15 protein-coding genes are annotated in these 17,032 nt (G+C 72.9%); 6 read left to right on the top strand and 9 right to left on the bottom strand.

Going from position 1 to position 17,032, the window contains the following annotated elements; translation table 11 throughout:
- Positions 1-45: 45 nt before the first annotated feature.
- Positions 46-1,005 (bottom strand): heme o synthase, encoded by a 960-nt coding sequence (locus BFV98_RS28700; RefSeq protein WP_013287455.1) that lies wholly within the window; start codon positions 1,003-1,005, stop codon positions 46-48.
- Between the two features lie 263 nt (positions 1,006-1,268).
- On the opposite strand from BFV98_RS28700, the gene tkt reads away from it, so the two are divergent.
- From tkt to pgl, 6 genes are all read left to right on the top strand, one after another.
- On the top strand, positions 1,269-3,407 hold the full coding sequence (tkt, locus tag BFV98_RS28695) for a transketolase (RefSeq protein WP_071098398.1): 2,139 nt from the start codon (positions 1,269-1,271) through the stop codon (positions 3,405-3,407).
- A gap of 16 nt (positions 3,408-3,423) precedes the next feature.
- Positions 3,424-4,602 carry a transaldolase gene (gene tal, locus BFV98_RS28690; RefSeq protein WP_071099035.1) on the top strand — a complete coding sequence of 393 codons (1,179 nt, stop codon included), beginning with the start codon at positions 3,424-3,426 and terminating at the stop codon, positions 4,600-4,602.
- A 101-nt stretch (positions 4,603-4,703) separates the two neighbouring features.
- A complete protein-coding gene (locus tag BFV98_RS28685) occupies positions 4,704-6,272 on the top strand; it encodes a hypothetical protein (RefSeq protein ID WP_030274167.1) in 1,569 nt (522 codons plus the stop codon).
- A 50-nt stretch (positions 6,273-6,322) separates the two neighbouring features.
- The gene (zwf, locus tag BFV98_RS28680) at positions 6,323-7,837 is read left to right on the top strand and encodes a glucose-6-phosphate dehydrogenase (protein ID WP_071098396.1); all 1,515 of its coding nucleotides are present in this window, start codon (positions 6,323-6,325) and stop codon (positions 7,835-7,837) included.
- Positions 7,834-8,850 carry a glucose-6-phosphate dehydrogenase assembly protein OpcA gene (locus BFV98_RS28675; protein WP_013287460.1) on the top strand — a complete coding sequence of 339 codons (1,017 nt, stop codon included), beginning with the start codon at positions 7,834-7,836 and terminating at the stop codon, positions 8,848-8,850. Before zwf ends, BFV98_RS28675 begins: the two co-directional genes overlap by 4 nt.
- 69 nt (positions 8,851-8,919) lie before the next feature.
- Positions 8,920-9,690 carry a 6-phosphogluconolactonase gene (pgl, locus tag BFV98_RS28670; RefSeq protein ID WP_013475877.1) on the top strand — a complete coding sequence of 257 codons (771 nt, stop codon included), beginning with the start codon at positions 8,920-8,922 and terminating at the stop codon, positions 9,688-9,690.
- A 66-nt stretch (positions 9,691-9,756) separates the two neighbouring features.
- Here the strand turns inward: pgl and BFV98_RS28665 are convergent, their stop codons facing one another.
- The 8 genes from BFV98_RS28665 to rapZ form a co-directional block, all read right to left on the bottom strand.
- The gene (locus tag BFV98_RS28665; protein ID WP_013287462.1) at positions 9,757-10,101 is read right to left on the bottom strand and encodes an RNA polymerase-binding protein RbpA; all 345 of its coding nucleotides are present in this window, start codon (positions 10,099-10,101) and stop codon (positions 9,757-9,759) included.
- A gap of 130 nt (positions 10,102-10,231) precedes the next feature.
- On the bottom strand, positions 10,232-10,492 hold the full coding sequence (gene secG / locus BFV98_RS28660) for a preprotein translocase subunit SecG (RefSeq protein WP_013287463.1): 261 nt from the start codon (positions 10,490-10,492) through the stop codon (positions 10,232-10,234).
- Between the two features lie 95 nt (positions 10,493-10,587).
- Entirely contained in the window at positions 10,588-11,379 is a 792-nt protein-coding gene (gene tpiA / locus BFV98_RS28655; protein WP_013287464.1) for a triose-phosphate isomerase, read from the bottom strand.
- Positions 11,380-12,579, bottom strand: a complete 1,200-nt coding sequence (gene pgk / locus BFV98_RS28650; protein ID WP_071098394.1) for a phosphoglycerate kinase — start codon at positions 12,577-12,579, stop codon at positions 11,380-11,382.
- Positions 12,580-12,631: 52 nt separating this feature from the next.
- Positions 12,632-13,636, bottom strand: coding sequence for a type I glyceraldehyde-3-phosphate dehydrogenase (gene gap, locus BFV98_RS28645; protein ID WP_071098392.1), 1,005 nt, complete (start codon positions 13,634-13,636; stop codon positions 12,632-12,634).
- A gap of 264 nt (positions 13,637-13,900) precedes the next feature.
- Positions 13,901-14,881, bottom strand: a complete 981-nt coding sequence (whiA, locus tag BFV98_RS28640; protein WP_013287467.1) for a DNA-binding protein WhiA — start codon at positions 14,879-14,881, stop codon at positions 13,901-13,903.
- A gap of 54 nt (positions 14,882-14,935) precedes the next feature.
- Positions 14,936-15,940 (bottom strand): uridine diphosphate-N-acetylglucosamine-binding protein YvcK, encoded by a 1,005-nt coding sequence (gene yvcK, locus BFV98_RS28635; RefSeq protein ID WP_013287468.1) that lies wholly within the window; start codon positions 15,938-15,940, stop codon positions 14,936-14,938.
- Positions 15,937-16,848: an RNase adapter RapZ gene (rapZ, locus tag BFV98_RS28630; RefSeq protein WP_221488539.1), complete on the bottom strand. Its 912-nt coding sequence runs from the start codon at positions 16,846-16,848 to the stop codon at positions 15,937-15,939. The genes yvcK and rapZ overlap by 4 nt, the downstream gene beginning before the upstream one ends.
- Positions 16,849-17,032: the final 184 nt, after the last annotated feature.

Below are 17,032 nucleotides of genomic sequence, written 5' to 3'. Positions count from 1 at the left end.
GGGGAAGCCCGAAAAAAATTTCTGATGAACCGCCGGACGGGCGGGTCAGAGCAGCGCGTCGAGCGCGACGGCCGCGAAGAGGATCGTGAGGTACGTGGTGGACCAGTGGAACAGCCGCATCGGCTTGACCGCCTCGCCGCGCGTCGCGCGCCGGCACAGCTTGTGCGCCTCGACGAGGAAGATCCCGCCGACCACGAGCGCGGTGACGCCGTAGATCGGGCTCATCCCGAGCGGCCACACCGCCAGCGAGGAGAGCACCGTCAGCCAGGAGAAGCCGATGATCTCGGCGTTCACCCGCCGGACCGAGGCCACCACCGGCAGCATCGGCACCCCGGCGCGGGCGTAGTCGGCCTTGTACTTGATGGCCAGCGCGTAGAAGTGCGGCATCTGCCAGAAGAAGACGACAGCGAACAGGCCCCACGCGGCCGGTGCCAGCGTGCCGGTGACAGCGGCCCAGCCGATCAGCACCGGAGCGGCGCCGCAGATGCCGCCCCAGAACGTGTTGGCGGCGGTGGTCCGCTTCAGCCACAGCGTGTAGACCAGGTCGTAGTAGGCGATCGCGGCGACCGTCAGCACCGTCGCCAGCCAGTTCGTCGCCACCGCCATCAGCGCCACCGACACGGCCGCCAGCACCAGGCCGAAGACCAGCGCGCTGCGCGGCGACACGGTGTGCGCGGGCAGCGGGCGGCGCTTGGTGCGCCGCATGAGCTGGTCGATGTCGCGGTCGATGTAGCAGTTGATGACGCTCGCCGCGCCGGCCGCGAGCGACCCGCCGACCAGCACCACGGCGACCAGCCACAGCGACGGCATCCCGCCGTGGGCCAGCATCATCGCCGGCACTGTGGTGACCAGAAGCAGCTCGACGATCCGCGGCTTGGTCAGCGTCACGTACGCCGCCACCACGGCGCGTACGTCCCGCCGGCCGCTCGCCGGCGCCTCCGCCACCGCGCCCACCGGCGACTGCCCGGCAGGGTTGCTGACGGGGCGCTCGGTGATCATGCTCACGGATTGCCACCTTCCGGCATCGGCGGGGGAGGTCGTTCGGCCCGGACCGCTGCGGGTCCACACACCGCCCCACACACTACGCGGCGTCGTTTTCGCTGCCCCGTGGACCCGGCAACGGTGCGAGCCGTCACACCTGGGGTTGAACGACCGAACGTCCGCGATCCGTACAGAACAGCATGCTGAGATCCCCGGGCGGACGTTTAGCACCGCTCGATAGGGTCATCAGTGAGGGTTCCGCCCATCTGCCGAGGAGCACAACCATCGTGGCTGCCAACCGACCCGAGCTTCCCGCTCTCAACTGGTCCGACCTCGACCGCAGGGCCGTCGACACGGTCCGCGTGCTGGCCATGGACGCCGTGGAGAAATCCGGCAACGGCCACCCGGGGACGGCGATGAGCCTCGCCCCGGTGGCGTACCTGCTCTTCAACCGGGTCATGCGGCACAACCCCGCCGACCCGAACTGGGCCGGACGCGACCGGTTCGTGCTGTCGGCCGGGCACTCCAGCCTGACTCTCTACATCCAGCTCTTCCTCTCCGGCTACCCGCTGGCGCTGGACGACCTCAAGGCGCTGCGCCAGTGGGGCTCGCTCACCCCGGGCCACCCGGAGCACGGCCACACCCCGGGCGTGGAGACCACCACCGGTCCGCTCGGCCAGGGCCTCGGCAACGCGGTCGGCATGGCGATGGCGGCCCGCCGCGAGCGCGGCCTGTTCGACCCCGAGCCGGACCGCGCCGACTCGCCGTTCCGGCACGACATCTGGTGCATCGCCTCCGACGGTGACATCGAGGAGGGCATCACCCACGAGGCCAGCGCGCTCGCCGGTCACCAGCAGCTCGGCAACCTCTGCGTGATCTACGACGACAACGAGATCTCGATCGAGGACGACACCCGCATCGCCAAGAGCGAGGACGTGGCGGCCCGCTACGAGGCGTACGGCTGGCACGTGCAGACCGTCGACTGGCGCCGCGGCGACGCCGACCAGGGCGACTACCACGAGGACGTGGAGGCGCTGTACGAGGCGCTGCTGGCCGCCAAGGCGGAGACCGGCCGGCCGTCGTTCATCGCGCTGCGCACGATCATCGGCTGGCCCGCGCCGAACAAGAAGAACACCGGCAAGATCCACGGCTCGGCGCTCGGCGCGGACGAGGTGAAGGCCACCAAGGAGATCCTCGGCTTCGACCCGCAGCGCACCTTCGAGGTCGACGAGGAGGTGCTCAAGCACGCCCGTCAGGTGCTGGAGCGCGGCGCGCAGGAGCAGGCCGAGTGGACCACCGGGTTCGACGCCTGGGCGCAGGCCAACCCGGAGCGCAAGGCGCTGTGGGACCGGATGGCCACCCGTACGCTGCCGACCGGCTGGACCGACGCGCTGCCGACCTTCCCGGCGGACGCCAAGGGCGTCGCCACCCGGGCCGCCTCCGGCAAGATCCTGGAGGCCCTCGCGCCGGTGCTGCCGGAGCTGTGGGGCGGCTCGGCCGACCTGGCCGAGAGCAACAACACCACCATGAAGGGCGAGCCGTCGTTCGTCCCGGCCGCGCACGCCACCAAGGACTTCCCGGGTGACGAGTACGGCCGCACGCTGCACTTCGGCATCCGCGAGCACGCCATGGGCTCGATCCTCAACGGCATCGCCCTGCACGGCGGCACCCGCCCGTACGGCGGCACGTTCCTGGTGTTCAGCGACTACATGCGCCCGGCGGTGCGGCTGGCCGCACTGATGAAGCTGCCGGTGACGTACGTCTGGACGCACGACTCGATCGGCCTCGGCGAGGACGGCCCGACGCACCAGCCGATCGAGCACCTGACCGCGCTGCGGGCCATCCCCGGCCTGGACGTGGTCCGCCCGGCCGACGCCAACGAGACGGTCTGGGCGTGGCGGCAGGCGCTGGAGCACACCGACCGGCCGACCGCGCTGGCGCTCAGCCGCCAGGCGCTGCCGACGTTCGACCGCACCGACCTGGCCGGCGCCGAGGGCGTCGCCAAGGGCGGGTACGTGCTGGCCGAGGCGTCGAACGGCAAGCCGCAGGTGATCCTCGTCGGCACCGGCTCGGAGGTGCAGCTCTGCCTCACCGCGCGGGAGCGGCTGGAGGCCGACGGCACCCCCACCCGGGTCGTCTCCATGCCCTGCCAGGAGTGGTTCTTCGCCCAGGACGAGGCGTACCGGGAGTCGGTGCTGCCTCGCGGGGTAAAGGCACGGGTGAGCGTGGAGGCGGGTATCGCCATGTCGTGGCGCGCGATCGTCGGCGACAGCGGCGAGTGCGTGAGCATCGAGCACTACGGCGCCAGCGCGCCGCACACCGTGCTCTTCGAGCAGTTCGGGTTCACCCCCGACCGGATCGTGGCCGCCGCGCACGCGGCGCTGACCCGGGTGGGCGACATCACCGGTTTCACGACCGGCAACTGAGGGGAGCGTGGACGGCATGACGGACAGGCTGAAGGAGCTCCAGGGCGCCGGTGTGGCGATCTGGCTCGACGATCTCTCCCGGGTACGGCTGACCTCCGGCGGGCTGGACAAGCTGCGCCGGGAGAGCCACGTAGCCGGGGTGACCACCAACCCGACGATCTTCGCGAAGGCGTTGAGCGACGCCGACGAGTACGACTGGCAGCTTCGTGACCTCGCCGTACGCGGCGTGGACGTCGAGGAGGCGGTCCGCATGCTCACCACGTACGACGTGCGGTGGGCCTGCGACGTGATGCGCCCGTCGTACGACGTCAGCGGCGGCGTGGACGGCCGGGTGTCGATCGAGGTGGACCCGCGCTCGGCGCACGACGCGGCGAAGACCGTCGCCGAGGCCAAGGCGCTGTGGTGGCTGGTCGACCGGCCGAACCTGTTCATCAAGATCCCGGCCACCGAGGAGGGCCTGCCCGCGATCACCGCGACCCTGGCCGAGGGGATCAGCGTCAACGTCACGCTGATCTTCGGTCTGGACCGGTACTCGCAGGTGATGGACGCCTTCCTGGCCGGCCTGGAGCAGGCGCAGGCCAACGGGCACGACCTGTCGAAGATCGGCTCGGTCGCCTCGTTCTTCGTCTCCCGGGTCGACACCGAGGTGGACAAGCGGCTGGAGAAGATCGGCTCGGACCAGGCCAAGGCGCTGCGCGGCAAGGCCGCGGTCGCCAACGCCCGGCTGGCGTACGAGCGCTACGGCGAGGTGTTCTCCTCGGCGCGCTGGCAGAAGCTGGCCGACGCGGGCGCCCACCCGCAGCGCCCGCTGTGGGCCTCCACCTCGACGAAGAACCCGGACTACCGGGACGTCATCTACGTCGAGGAGCTGATCGCGCCCGGCACCGTCAACACCATGCCGGAGCCGGTCGTCCACGCCTACGCCGAGCACGGCGAGACGAAGCCGGACACCGTCACCGTCGCGTACGACGACGCCCGCCAGGTCTTCGACGACCTGCTGGCGGTGGGCGTGGACCTGTCCGACGTGATCGCCACGCTGGAGCGCGAGGGCGTGGAGAAGTTCGAGGCGAGCTGGGTGGAGCTGCTGGAGGGGGTCAAGAAGTCCCTCGCCGAGGCGGCCAAGGGCTCGGGCAGCCCGCACCGGGCCGCCGGGAAGAACGCGCAGGCGGCGCAGCAGGCCGGCGGCAACGCGTGACCGACGGCGTCCGACGCGTCCCGGGGCCCGGCCCCGGGACGCGTCGCGCCGTACCGTGGACCGGGTGAGGTGGTCTGCCTTGAGCGAGCCGAGGTGGCGCGGTGAGTGACCTGCTGGCCGGGCGGGCGGACATGGCCGCCGGCCTGGCCGTGCGCGGCGCGGACGCTCTCGGCGCGTCCACGCGCGCCACGCTCGTCTCCCACGACGTCCCGGCCCGGCTCGCCGCCGCGGACCCGGCCCTCTGGGGGCCCGCCGCCGAGCCGGCAGCCCTCGACCGGCTGGGCTGGCTGCACGCTCACCGGCGCAGCCGGGACCTGCTCCCCCAGCTCGCCGAACTGGCCGCCGAGCTGGGCGACCTGGACCACGTGGTGCTGGCCGGCGCACACGACGACACGCTCGCCGCGGAGGTGCTGGCCGAGTGCCTGGGCCGGCCGCTGACGGTGCTCGACACCGCCGACCCGGGACCGATCCGGGCCGCGCTCGCCGACCGTCCGGCGCGTACCCTCCTGGTGCTCGCCGCCCGGCACGGCCTCGACCCGGCCACCGACGCCCACCTGCGCGCCTACCGGCAGGCGTGGGCGGACGAGGGCCCGGACGCCGCCCGGCACGTCGTGGTGGTCACCGAACCCGGCTCGGAACTCGCGGCGCGCGCCGACGAGCTGGGCGCGATGGTGATCCCGGCCGAGCCCGGCGTGTCCGGGCCGTGGGCCGCGCTCACCGCGTCCGGCCTGGTCCCGGCGGCGCTGGCCGGCGCCCCGGTGGCCGAGGTGCTGGACGAGGCCGAGGCGCTCACCGGCGCGCTCGACCGGGACCGGGACAATCCGGCCCTGGCGCTCGGCGCGGCACTGGGCGCGGCGCCCGGCGCCGGCCGGGACACGATCGCGCTGGTTCCCGACGGCACCGGCCTCGACGGTCTGGGCCGCTGGGCCGGCGCGCTGCTCGCCGACGCGACAGGTGGACGGCTGCTGCCCGTGGTCGCGGAGTCCCCCGACTCCCCCGGCGCCACCGGGCCGGGCGTGCTGACGGTCGGTCTCGGCGGCGCCCTCGGCGCCGGTGTCGGACCGGGCGTGTCCGCCGACGTCGCGGTCAACGGACCACTCGGCGCGCACCTGCTCACCTGGGCCTACGCGGCGGCGACCGCCGCGGTGACGCTGCGGACCGACCCGTTCGCGGCGCCCGCAGCCGCAGTGGCCGGCGACGCGCCGGAGAGCGGGCCGCCGTCGTCGGTCGAGGGCGCGATCGAGGTGTACGCCCCGAGCGGCGCCCCGGCCGACCTGACCGGCGCGCTGCGCTGGCTGCTCGACGGGCTGGGTGAACGGGAGCACCTCGTGGTGACCGCGTACCTCGACCGGCACGCCGACGCGGCGGTCGCCGGGCTGCGCCCGCTGCTGGCGCGGGCCGCCGGACGGCCGGTCACCTTCGGCTGGGGACCGCGCCGGCCGCAACACACCGACATCCACGGCCGGCACCTCCAGATCACCGGTGCGGTCACCGATGATCTGGAGGTGCCCGGTCGTCCGTACACCTTCGCGCAGCTCCAGGCGGCCCAGGCCGCCGGCGACCGGCGGGCCCTGGCCGGCCGGGAGCGACCGGTGCTGCGACTGCACCTGACCGAGCGGGCGACGGGCGTCGCCCAGCTCCTGGAAACGGCCGGACGGACACGCACGTGACGATCAACGACCTGGAATCAGCGGACCGAGACGCAGGAGGAGGTGGCCCGGTGAACCCGCTGCGCGATCCGCAGGACCGGCGGCTGCCCCGGATCCCCGAGCCGTGTGCCCTGGTGATCTTCGGGGTGACGGGTGACCTGGCCCGCAAGAAGCTGCTGCCGGCGGTCTACGACCTGGCCAACCGAGGGCTCCTGCCGCCCGGCTTCGTGGTCCTGGGCTTCGCCCGCCGCGACTGGGGCGACGGCGAATTCGAGTCGGTGGCGCACGACGCGGCCAAGAAGCACGCCCGCACCCCGTGGCGGGAGGAGGTGTGGGCCCGGCTCGCCGGCAACATCAAGTTCGTCGGCGGCTCGTTCGACGACGACGCGGCGTTCGACCATCTCGCCGCCACGCTCGACGAGCTGCGCGGCTCGCACGGCATCCCCGGCAACGCGGCCTTCTACTTCTCCATCCCCCCGGCGGCCTTCCCGGTGGTGCTCAAGCAGCTCGCCCGCACCGGCATGGCGGACAACGCCAAGTCCGGCGGCTGGCGGCGGGTCGTGGTGGAGAAGCCGTTCGGCAACGACCTGCCCTCGGCCAAGGCGCTCAACGACCTGGTCGACGACGTCTTCACCCGCCAGGACGTGTTCCGGATCGACCACTACCTGGGCAAGGAGACGGTCCAGAACATCCTGGCGCTGCGCTTCGCGAACAACCTGTTCGAGCCGCTGTGGAACTCCAAGTACGTCGACTCGGTGCAGATCACCATGGCCGAGGACGTCGGCATCGGCACTCGCGCGGCCTTCTACGACTCGGTCGGCACCGCCCGCGACGTGCTCCAGAACCACCTGCTCCAGTTGCTCGCCCTGGTCGCGATGGAGGAACCGACGAGCTTCGACGCCGACGAGATCCGGGCCGAGAAGCTCAAGGTGCTCAAGGCGATCACCGTGCCGCGGGACGTCTCCGAGGACACCGTGCGCGGCCAGTACCTGCCCGGCTGGGTGGGCGGCGAGCGCGCCAAGGGCTACCTGGAGGAGGAGGGCGTCCCGGAGGGCTCCACCACCGAGACGTACGTGGCGGTGAAGCTGGGCATCCAGAACCGCCGCTGGGCCGGGGTGCCGTTCTACATCCGGGCCGGCAAGCGGCTGCCCCGGCGGGTCACCGAGGTGGCCATCATGTTCAAGAAGGCGCCGCACCTGCCGTTCAACGCCGCCGACATGGAGTCCCTCGGCCCCAACCAGCTCGTCATCCGGGTACAGCCGGACGAGGGCGTGGTGCTGAAGTTCGGCTCCAAGGTGCCGGGCACCACGATGGAGGTCCGCGACATCGCGATGGACTTCCAGTACGGCGAGGCGTTCACCGAGTCCAGCCCCGAGGCGTACGAGCGGCTGGTGCTGGACGTGCTGATCGGCGACCGGACGCTGTTCCCGGACGCCGCCGAGGTGGAGCAGAGCTGGCAGGTCGTCGACCCGCTGGAGCACGCCTGGGAGGGCACGACCCCGGAGCCGTACCGGGCCGGTGAGTGGGGGCCCCGGGCCGCCGACGAGATGCTGGCCCGCGAGGGCCGGGCTTGGAGAAGAGCATGATCGGGCTGTGGGACACCACCGGCAACGAGGTGGTCAAGGCGCTGGCCGCAGAACGGCGCAGCGCGGGCGGGGTGGCCAGTGGCATGGCGCTCACGCTGATCGTGGTGGTGGACGAGAAGCGGGTACGCGAGGCCGAGGCGGCGGCCACCATCGCCGCGGCGGCGCACCCGTGCCGGCTGCTCGTGGTGGTCCGCTCCGACGTGGAACGCGACCGCAACCGGCTGGACGCGGAGATCGTCGTGGGTGGCCGGCTCGGGCCGTGCGAGGCGGTGGTGACCCGGATGTACGGGCGGCTCGCGCTGCACGCCGAGTCGGTGGTGATGCCGCTGCTGGTGCCGGACGTACCGGTGGTGACGTGGTGGCACGGCGAGCCGCCGGAGGAGATCTCCACCGACTTCCTCGGCGTGGTCGCGGACCGGCGGATCACCGACGCGGCGCAGGCGGCCGACCCGATCGCCGAGCTGCGGCAGCGGGCCCACGACTACGCCCCGGGCGACACCGACCTGGCGTGGACCCGGATCACCCCGTGGCGCACGCTCGTGGCGGGCGCGTTCGACACCACCCAGGCCCGGGTCACCGAGGCGAGCGTGGTGGCGCCCCCGTCGGACCCGACGGCGGCACTGATGCGCGGCTGGCTCAAGGCCCGGCTCGGCATCGACCCGGTCCTGACCGCCACCGAGGAGTTCCCGCGGATGCGCCAGGTGCAGCTGCGCTGCGCCAACGGCGACGAGCTGACGCTCACCCGGGACGACAGCGTCGCGGTGTTCCGGCGTACCGGGCAGGAGGACCGCACGCTGCCGCTGGTGCGCCGGCCGCTCGGCGACGAGCTGGCCGAGGAACTGCGCCGCCTCGACGCCGACCAGGTGTACGCGGAGGCGCTAGGCGCTGCGGCCGGGATCACCGGCCTCGACCAGCGTCCGGCCCAGCGGGTGCACGTGTGGAAGGATCCGGCGACCGCCCAGCGGGCCGAGGCCGGCGTGACCGCGCACGCGGGCGCGACCGCGAACGAGTGACCGCCCGGACCGGGTGGTCGGAGGCACAGGTGACCGCCGGTGGGCGGTCGGAACACGAGGGCTCGACGGATGACTGAGGCGAGTGTCGCCGTACACGCCGACCCCGACCTGCTGGCGCAGGCGGTGGCGGCCCGGTTGGTGGTCAAGCTGCTCGACGCGCAGGCCGAGCGCGGCCAGGCGTCGGTGGTGCTGACCGGCGGGCGGATCGCCGCGGCGGTGTACCGGGCGGTCGGGCAGCTGCCCGCCCGGGACGCCGTCGACTGGTCCCGGGTCGACGTGTGGTGGGGCGACGAGCGGTTCCTGCCCGGCGGTGACCCGGAGCGTAACGAGACGCAGGCACGGGCGGCGCTGCTGGACACGGTGCCGCTCGACCCGGCCCGGGTGCACCCGATGCCGGCGTCGGACGGTCCGGCCGGTGACGACCCGGAGGCGGCTGCCGCCGGGTACGCGCGGGAGCTGGCCGCCGCGGCCCGGCCCGGGAACGCGGTGGTGCCGCACTTCGACGTGCTGATGCTCGGCGTCGGCGAGGACGGGCACGTCGCGTCGGTGTTCCCGGAGCACCCGGTGCACCACGACAACCGGCCGGTCAGCGCCGTGCGGGGCAGCCCGAAGCCGCCGCCGGTGCGGACCACGCTGACGCTCCCGACCATCAACACGGCCGAGGAGGTCTGGCTGATCGCCGCCGGGGCGGACAAGGCCCGGGCGGTGGGCATGGCGCTGGCCGGGGCCGGGCCGGTGCAGCTGCCTGCCGCCGGGGTGCGGGGCGTCTCCCGTACCCTCTGGCTCCTCGACCGGGCCGCTGCGGCCAGCGTGCCGCCGCGGCTGCGCAGCCTGCGCTGAGCATGTAAGGAAGGGCCCCTTCTTAACGTCTCCGGTAGAGAAGGGGCCCCTCCTTAACACCTCGGGTCAGGCGCGACCGCGGCGACGCCGCAGCGCGTCGAGGGCCTCGGCGAGCAGCGCCTCCCCCTCCTCCGGCGTACGCCGCTCCTGCACGTACGCCAGGTGGGTCTTGTACGGCTCGGCGCGCTGGCGGCCCGGCGGGTCGCCCGGGTCGGGGCCGGCCGGCTCGCCGCAGCGGGGGCACTCCCAGGCGGCGGGCGTCTCCGCCTCGGCGGCGATCAGGAACTCGACGCGGTGCCCGTGGCGGCACCAGTAGACGACCGGCCGGCGCGGCGCGGGCTCGACCCGCTGGTCGAACCGCTCGGGGGCGGACCCGATCCGGGTGCCGCGGATGACGTTGTTGCTGGGCACGGTTGCTCGCTCCCTGTCGTCGGAGGGGACCGCCGCCGGAGGGGGTGGGCGACGGGCGACGTGCGGAGAAACAAAACTGCGCGCGGTCCGTGACGGACCGCGCGCAGATTGTACGCTTCTCAGCGTCGGCTCAGGTGCCGCTGGCCATCTGCAGCCGCAGCCAGAGCCCAAGCCCGACGATGCACGCGAACCAGACGATTCCCACCAGAACGGTGTAGCGGTCGAGGTTCTTCTCGGCCACCGACGAACCGGCCAGGCTGGAGCTGACGCCGCCGCCGAACATGCTCGACAACCCGCCGCCCTTGCCGCGGTGCAGGAGGATCAGCAGGGTGAGCAGGACGCTCGTGATGACCAGCAACACGATCATCGTGTAGGCGAACCAGATCGGCATGGCGGGGGTCAGTCCTCTCGTTGCGATCACTGCCCCGACCTGTCGGGCACGGCGGCACCGACCGGTGGACGGGCAGCGTCAAGGATAGCGAGCGATCAGCGGGTGATGTGCTCCGGGAACCGGCAGATCTGCGCGAACTCCTCCGCGTCCAGGCTGGCGCCCCCGACCAGAGCCCCGTCCACGTCCGGCTGCGCCATGATCGCGGCGACGTTCGACGCCTTGACCGACCCGCCGTACAGGATCCGGACCTGCTCGGCGGTGCCCTCGTCGTAGGTCTCGGCGATGCGCTTGCGCACCGCGCCGCAGACCTCCTGGGCGTCGTCCGGGGTCGCCGTCTTGCCGGTGCCGATCGCCCAGACCGGCTCGTACGCCACGACGACCTTGGTGACCTGCTCGGCGGTGAGCCCCTTCAGCGCGCCGTCGAGCTGGTCGCAGCAGTGCCGTACCTGACCCGACTGCTCCCGGACCTCCAGGCCCTCACCGATGCAGAGGATCGGGGTGAGCCCGTTCGCCAGCGCCGCCGACACCTTCGCGTTGACGAGCGCGTCGTCCTCGTTGTGGTACTGCCGCCGCTCGGAGTGCCCGACCACCACGTAGCCGCAGCCCAGCTTGGCGAGCATCGGCCCGGCGATGTCACCGGTGTACGCGCCGGACGGGTGCGGCGACAGGTCCTGCGCGCCGTAGCCGATCAGCAGCTTGTCGCCGTCCACGGCGGTCTGCACGGTACGCAGGTCGGTGAAGGGCGGCAGCACCACGCACTCGACGTCGGTGAGCTGCTTCTCGTTCAGGCTCGCGGCAAGCTTCTGCACCAGCAGGTTGGCCTCGAGGTGGTTCAGGTTCATCTTCCAGTTGCCGGCCATCAGCGGCCGGCGGGTCGTGCTCGCCATTCAGTTCTCCAGGGCCGCGATGCCGGGGAGGGTCTTGCCCTCCAGGTATTCCAGGGAGGCGCCACCACCGGTGGAGATGTGCCCGAACGAGGACTCGTCCAGGCCCAGCGCGCGCACCGCCGCGGCCGAGTCGCCGCCGCCGACCACGCTGAACGCGTCGGCCTTGGTGATCGCCTCGGCCACGCCGCGGGTGCCGTTGGCGAACGCCGCCATCTCGAACACGCCCATCGGGCCGTTCCAGAAGACGGTCTTCGCCTGCGACAGCGCGGCGGCGAAACCGGCCACCGTCTCCGGGCCGATGTCCAGGCCCAGCCGGTGACTCGGGATGCCGTCGGCGGGCACGGTGTCGTGCGCGGCGTCCGGCGCGAACGCGTCGGCGACCACCACGTCGACCGGGAGCATGATCTTGCCCGGCGCGCGCTCCATCAGGTTGCGGCAGGTCTCGACCATGTCCTTCTCCAGCAGCGACGTGCCCACCTCGTGGCCCTGGGCCTTGAGGAAGGTGAAGCACATCCCGCCGCCGATGAGCAGCCGGTCCACGGTCGGCAGCAGCGCCTCGATCACTGCGAGCTTGTCCGAGACCTTCGAGCCGCCCAGCACCACCACGTACGGCCGCTCCGGCTCGCCGGTGAGGCGGCTGAGCACCTCGACCTCGCGCAGCACCAGCCGGCCCGCGTAATGCGGCAGCCGGGCCGGTACGTCGTGCACGCTGGCGTGCTTGCGGTGCACCGCGCCGAACGCGTCGTCCACGTAGGCGTCGCCGAACGCCGCGAGCTGGTCGGCGAACGCGCCCCGCTCGGCGTCGTCCTTGCTGGTCTCGCCCTTGTTGAAGCGCAGGTTCTCCAGCAGCGCGACCTGGCCGTCGGCCAGGTCGGCCACGGTGGACCGCGCCGAGTCGCCGACGGTGTCCTCGGCGAAGTGCACCGGGGCACCGAGCAGCTCACCGAGCCGCCCGGCGACCGGGCGGAGGCTGAACTGCGGGTCCGGCGCGCCCTTCGGGCGGCCCAGGTGCGAGCAGACGACCACCTTCGCGCCGGCCTGCACCAGCGCGCTCAGCGTCGGCAGGACGGCCCGGATCCGGCCGTCGTCAGTGATGTCCCCGGTCTGCTTGTCGAGCGGGACGTTCAGGTCGGCGCGCACCAGCACGCGCCGACCCGACACCCCCTCGGCGAGCAGGTCGTCGAGGTTGCGGATCGTCACAGAGCTAGCCCTCCGTTCGTGACTGCGGGGCTCGCAAGCTCGCTCCTCGCACTCACAGGGACTGACCGACCAGCTTGACCAGGTCGACCAGGCGGTTCGAGTAGCCCCACTCGTTGTCGTACCAGCCGACGACCTTGACCTGGTTGCCGATCACCTTGGTCAGCGGCGCGTCGAAGATGCACGACGCCGGGTCGGTCACGATGTCGGCGGAGACGATCGGGTCCTCGTTGTAGGTGAGGATGCCCCGCAGCGGGCCCTCGGCGGCGGCCTTGAGCGCGGCGTTCACCTCGTCCACAGTGGTCTCCCGGCCGACCTCGACGGTCAGGTCGGTGGCCGAGCCGGTCGGGATCGGCACGCGCAGCGCGTAGCCGTCCAGCTTGCCCTTGAGCTCCGGCAGGACCAGGCCGATGGCCTTCGCGGCACCGGTCGAAGTCGGCACGATGTTGAGCGCGGCGGCCCGGGCCCGGCGCAGGTCCTTGTGCGGCGCGTCCTGCAGGTTCTGGTCCTGCGTGTACGCGTGGATGGTGGTCATCAGACCCTGCTTGATGCCGAACGTGTCCTGCAGGACCTTCGCCATCGGCGCGAGGCAGTTGGTGGTGCAGGAGGCGTTCGAGATGATGTTGTGCTTGGCCGGGTCGTACTGGTCCTGGTTGACACCCATGACCACTGTGACGTCCTCGTTCTTCGCCGGAGCGGAGATGATGACCTTCTTGGCCCCGCCGTCGAGGTGCGCCTTCGCCTTGGTGCCGTCGGTGAAGAAGCCGGTGGACTCGATGACCACGTCGGCGCCGGCCTCGCCCCACGGCAGCTTCGCCGGGTCCTTCTCGGCGTACGCCTTGATGGTCTTGCCGCCCACGGTGATCTCGTCGGCGGTGGCCTTCACCTCGTGCGGGAGGCGGCCCAGGATGCTGTCGTACTTGACAAGGTGGGCGAGCGTCGCGTTGTCGGTCAGGTCGTTGACCGCCACGACCTCGATGTCAGCGCCGGACGCCAGCACTGCCCGGAAGAAGTTGCGGCCGATCCGGCCGAAGCCGTTGATGCCAACCCGGATGGTCACAGGTCCCATCTCCTCGCGTTCTGGTCCGCCGGCGCCAGACCGCTGCCGGCGGAGGTGTGTGCGCCGACCGTTGGAGCCGGCCGTCGACATGTCATCTCGGCCACCCCGCCGCGGTCACGGAGACCTGACCGCCCGAGGCGGTGAGCACGGCGAGGAGCGCCTGTTCCGGCCCCCTTGCCGTACGCAGCGACCATATCCGAGCGCGCGGCGTCGCGCTGCGGCGGGTGGTGATCCCGCTCGCGGTGCACTGCCGCCCGAGTCCTATCAGACCACGAGCATGTCCGGCGTGACTGCCGCTTCCGTATCCGGGATGCCCAGGTCACGGGCACGCTTGTCGGCCAGCGCGAGCAGCCGGCGGATCCGGCCGGCGATGGCGTCCTTGGTCAGCGGCGGCTCGGCGAGCGCGCCCAGTTCCTCCAGCGAGGCCTGACGGTGCTCCAGGCGCAGCCGTCCGGCCGAGGTCAGGTGGTTCGGCGCGTCGTCGGCGAGGATCTCCAGCGCGCGGGTCACCCGGGCGGCGGCGGCCACCGCAGCGCGCGCGGAGCGGCGCAGGTTGGCGTCGTCGAAGTTGGCCAGCCGGTTCGCGGTGGCGCGCACCTCCCGGCGTACCCTCCGCTCCTCCCAGGCCAGCACGCTGGAGTGCGCGCCTATGCGGGTGAGCAGCGCGGCGATCGCGTCACCGTCCTTGACCACCACCCGGTCCACGCCGCGCACCTCGCGGTTCTTGGCGGTGATGCCGATCCGGCGGGCGGCGCCGACGAGCGCCAGCGCCGACTCCGGACCGGGGCAGGTGATCTCCAGTGCGCTGGAGCGGCCCGGCTCCGTGAGCGAGCCGTGCGCCATGAACGCGCCCCGCCACGCCGACACGGCACAGCAGACGTTCGCGGCCACCACGTGCGGCGGCAGGCCGCGCACCGGGCGGCCCCGCACGTCGAGCAGGCCGGTCTGCCGGGCGAGCGCCTCGCCGTCCTTGACCACCCGCACGATGAAGTGGCTGCCCTTGCGCAGCCCGCCGGAGGCGAGCACGTGGATCTCGCTGGAGTAGCCGTACACCTCGGCGATCTCCCGCCGCAGCCGGCGCGCGACCGCGCCGGTGTCCAGCTCCGCCTCGACCACCACGCGGCCCGACACGATGTGCAGGCCGCCGGCGAAACGCAGCAGGGCGGCCATCTCCGCCCGCCGACAGCAGGGCTTGGGCACGTCGACCCGACTCAGCTCGTCCTTGACCGCAGCCGTCATCGCCATAGTGCGCCCCCTCACGGACCGGTTCCGGCGTGTCGCCGGTGATTACGTACGTGTCTAACGATCGGCGCGCAGGACAGGCACCAGCGCGGCGCCCAGGGCGGCTGGATCATGACGGGGCGTGCCGTCCAGGACGGCGACGGGAGCGAGGACCAGCCGGGCACCCAGCGATTCTGCCGCACGTTCGACCGCCGCGGGATCACCCACCGCCGTGGAGTCGGCGAGCACCCGGTCCACCTTCAGCTCGGGCAGATAGCGCCGCAGTGTGTCCAGATGGTCGGGCAGGGAGAGCCCCGAGGTCTCCTTCTCGGCCACCAGGTTGAGCGTCACCAGCCGCCGCGCCGGGCTGGACACGATCGCGTCGGCCAGCCCCGGCACCAGCAGGTGCGGCAGCACACTCGTGTACCAGCTGCCCGGCCCGAAGATCAGCCAGTCCGCGGCGCGTACCGCTGTCACCGCCTCGGCGCACGCGGCCGGCGCCGACGGGTTGAGCCGCAGCGACTCGACGGTGCCCGGGGTGACCGCGACCTGGTGCTGGCCGCGCACCGTGGACACCTCGTCCGGGTGCTCCGGGTCGGCGCCGCGGACCCGGGCCTCGATGCCCACCGGCTGGCGGGACATCGGCAGCACCCGCCCCACCGCGCCGAGCATCGCCCCGGCGTGGTCGAGCGCGGCCACCGGGTCGCCGAGCAGCTCGGTGAGCCCGTGCAGCAGCAGGTTGCCGACCGCGTGGCCGGCGAGCGAGTCGCCGACCGCGACCGGCACCGGCGCGGCCGGCGTCGGCGCCTGCGGCACGGCGGCGGCGAAGCGGTGCTGGAACAACGCCGCGCTGCGCCGGGTGGCCGGATGGTCACCGGCCAGCGCGACGAGCGCCTGCCGCAGGTCGCCCGGCGGCAGGCCGCCGCGCTCGGCGCGCAACCGGCCGCTGGAGCCGCCGTCGTCACCGACGGTGACCACCGCGGTGATGTCCAGGTCCAGTTCGGGTACGCAGTGACGCAGCGCCCGCAGCGACGCCGAGAGCCCGTGCCCGCCGCCGAAGGCGACCACCCTGGTCAGGGTCACTCCCGCCCCAGGTCCCGGTGCTGGGCGTTGGCGGCGATGCCGGAGTGGCGCAGCCGGGAGGCCAGCTCCTCGGCGATGGCCACGCTGCGGTGCTTGCCGCCGGTGCAGCCGACCGCCACGGTCAGGTAGCGCTTGCCCTCCCGCTCGAACCCGGCGGTGGTGGCGTTGACCAGGTCGGCGTACCCGGCCACGAACGCGTCGGCGCCCTCCTGGCCCAGCACGTACGCGCTGACCGCCTCCTCGCGGCCGGTGTGCTCGCGCAGCTCCGGCACCCAGTACGGGTTCGGCAGGAACCGGGCGTCCATCACGAAGTCGGCGTCCGGCGGCAGGCCGTACTTGAAGCCGAACGAGATCACGGTGATCCGCAGCCGGCGGGCGTCCTCGCCGCCGAACAGCTCCTCGACCCGGCGGCGCAGCTGGTTCACGTTCAGGTGGCTGGTGTCGATGATCACGTCGGCCTGCTCGCGGGCCTCCTCCAGCAGCGCCCGCTCGACAGCGATGCCGTCGGCCAGCCGCCCGTCGCCCTGCAACGGGTGCGAGCGGCGCACGCTCTCGAACCGCCGGATCAGCACCTCGTCGTCGGCGTCGACGAAGACCACCCGGGGCTGGAAGCCGCGCTCACGCAGCTCGCGGATCGCCCCGGCCAGGTCGGTGGAGAACGCGCGCGAGCGCACGTCCAGCACCATCGCCGTACGCCGGGCCGCGCCACCGGCCTTGAACGCCAGCTCGGCCATGTCCAGCAGCAGCGCCTGCGGCAGGTTGTCGACCACGTAGTAGCCGACGTTCTCCAGCGCCCGCGCCACGGTGCTGCGCCCGCCGCCGGACAGGCCGGTCACCACCACCAGGGAGGTGTCCGACTCGGCCGGCGCCGGTCGCACCGGCGTCGTCTCCGCCTCGGTCGGCCCCAGGTCACCCGCTGTACGCGCCTCGCTCACCCGCTACCCCCAGCCGTGGCGCCGCGGCCCGGTCGGCCGCGCATGGTCAATCAGCGACTCTAACGGCTGCGACCCGGCCCGGGATTCCACGGGGTGACGACCGGAACAAGTCGCCGCGCTCGTGACGGCTCGCCGGGACGGTCGGTGTCGGGGGACG

The organism is Micromonospora sp. WMMB235 (assembly GCF_001855515.1).
Taxonomy (GTDB): domain Bacteria; phylum Actinomycetota; class Actinomycetes; order Mycobacteriales; family Micromonosporaceae; genus Micromonospora; species Micromonospora aurantiaca.
This window is presented reverse-complemented; position numbering and strand designations above follow the sequence as displayed.

Coding starts and splice junctions, on each gene's coding strand:
- tpiA (WP_013287464.1), bottom strand. CDS start 11,379: ATGGCGAGCACGACCCGCCGGCCGCTGATGGCCGGCAACTGGAAGATG.
- tal (WP_071099035.1), top strand. CDS start 3,424: ATGACGGACAGGCTGAAGGAGCTCCAGGGCGCCGGTGTGGCGATCTGG.
- pgl (WP_013475877.1), top strand. CDS start 8,920: ATGACTGAGGCGAGTGTCGCCGTACACGCCGACCCCGACCTGCTGGCG.
- BFV98_RS28675 (WP_013287460.1), top strand. CDS start 7,834: ATGATCGGGCTGTGGGACACCACCGGCAACGAGGTGGTCAAGGCGCTG.
- secG (WP_013287463.1), bottom strand. CDS start 10,492: ATGCCGATCTGGTTCGCCTACACGATGATCGTGTTGCTGGTCATCACG.
- whiA (WP_013287467.1), bottom strand. CDS start 14,881: ATGGCGATGACGGCTGCGGTCAAGGACGAGCTGAGTCGGGTCGACGTG.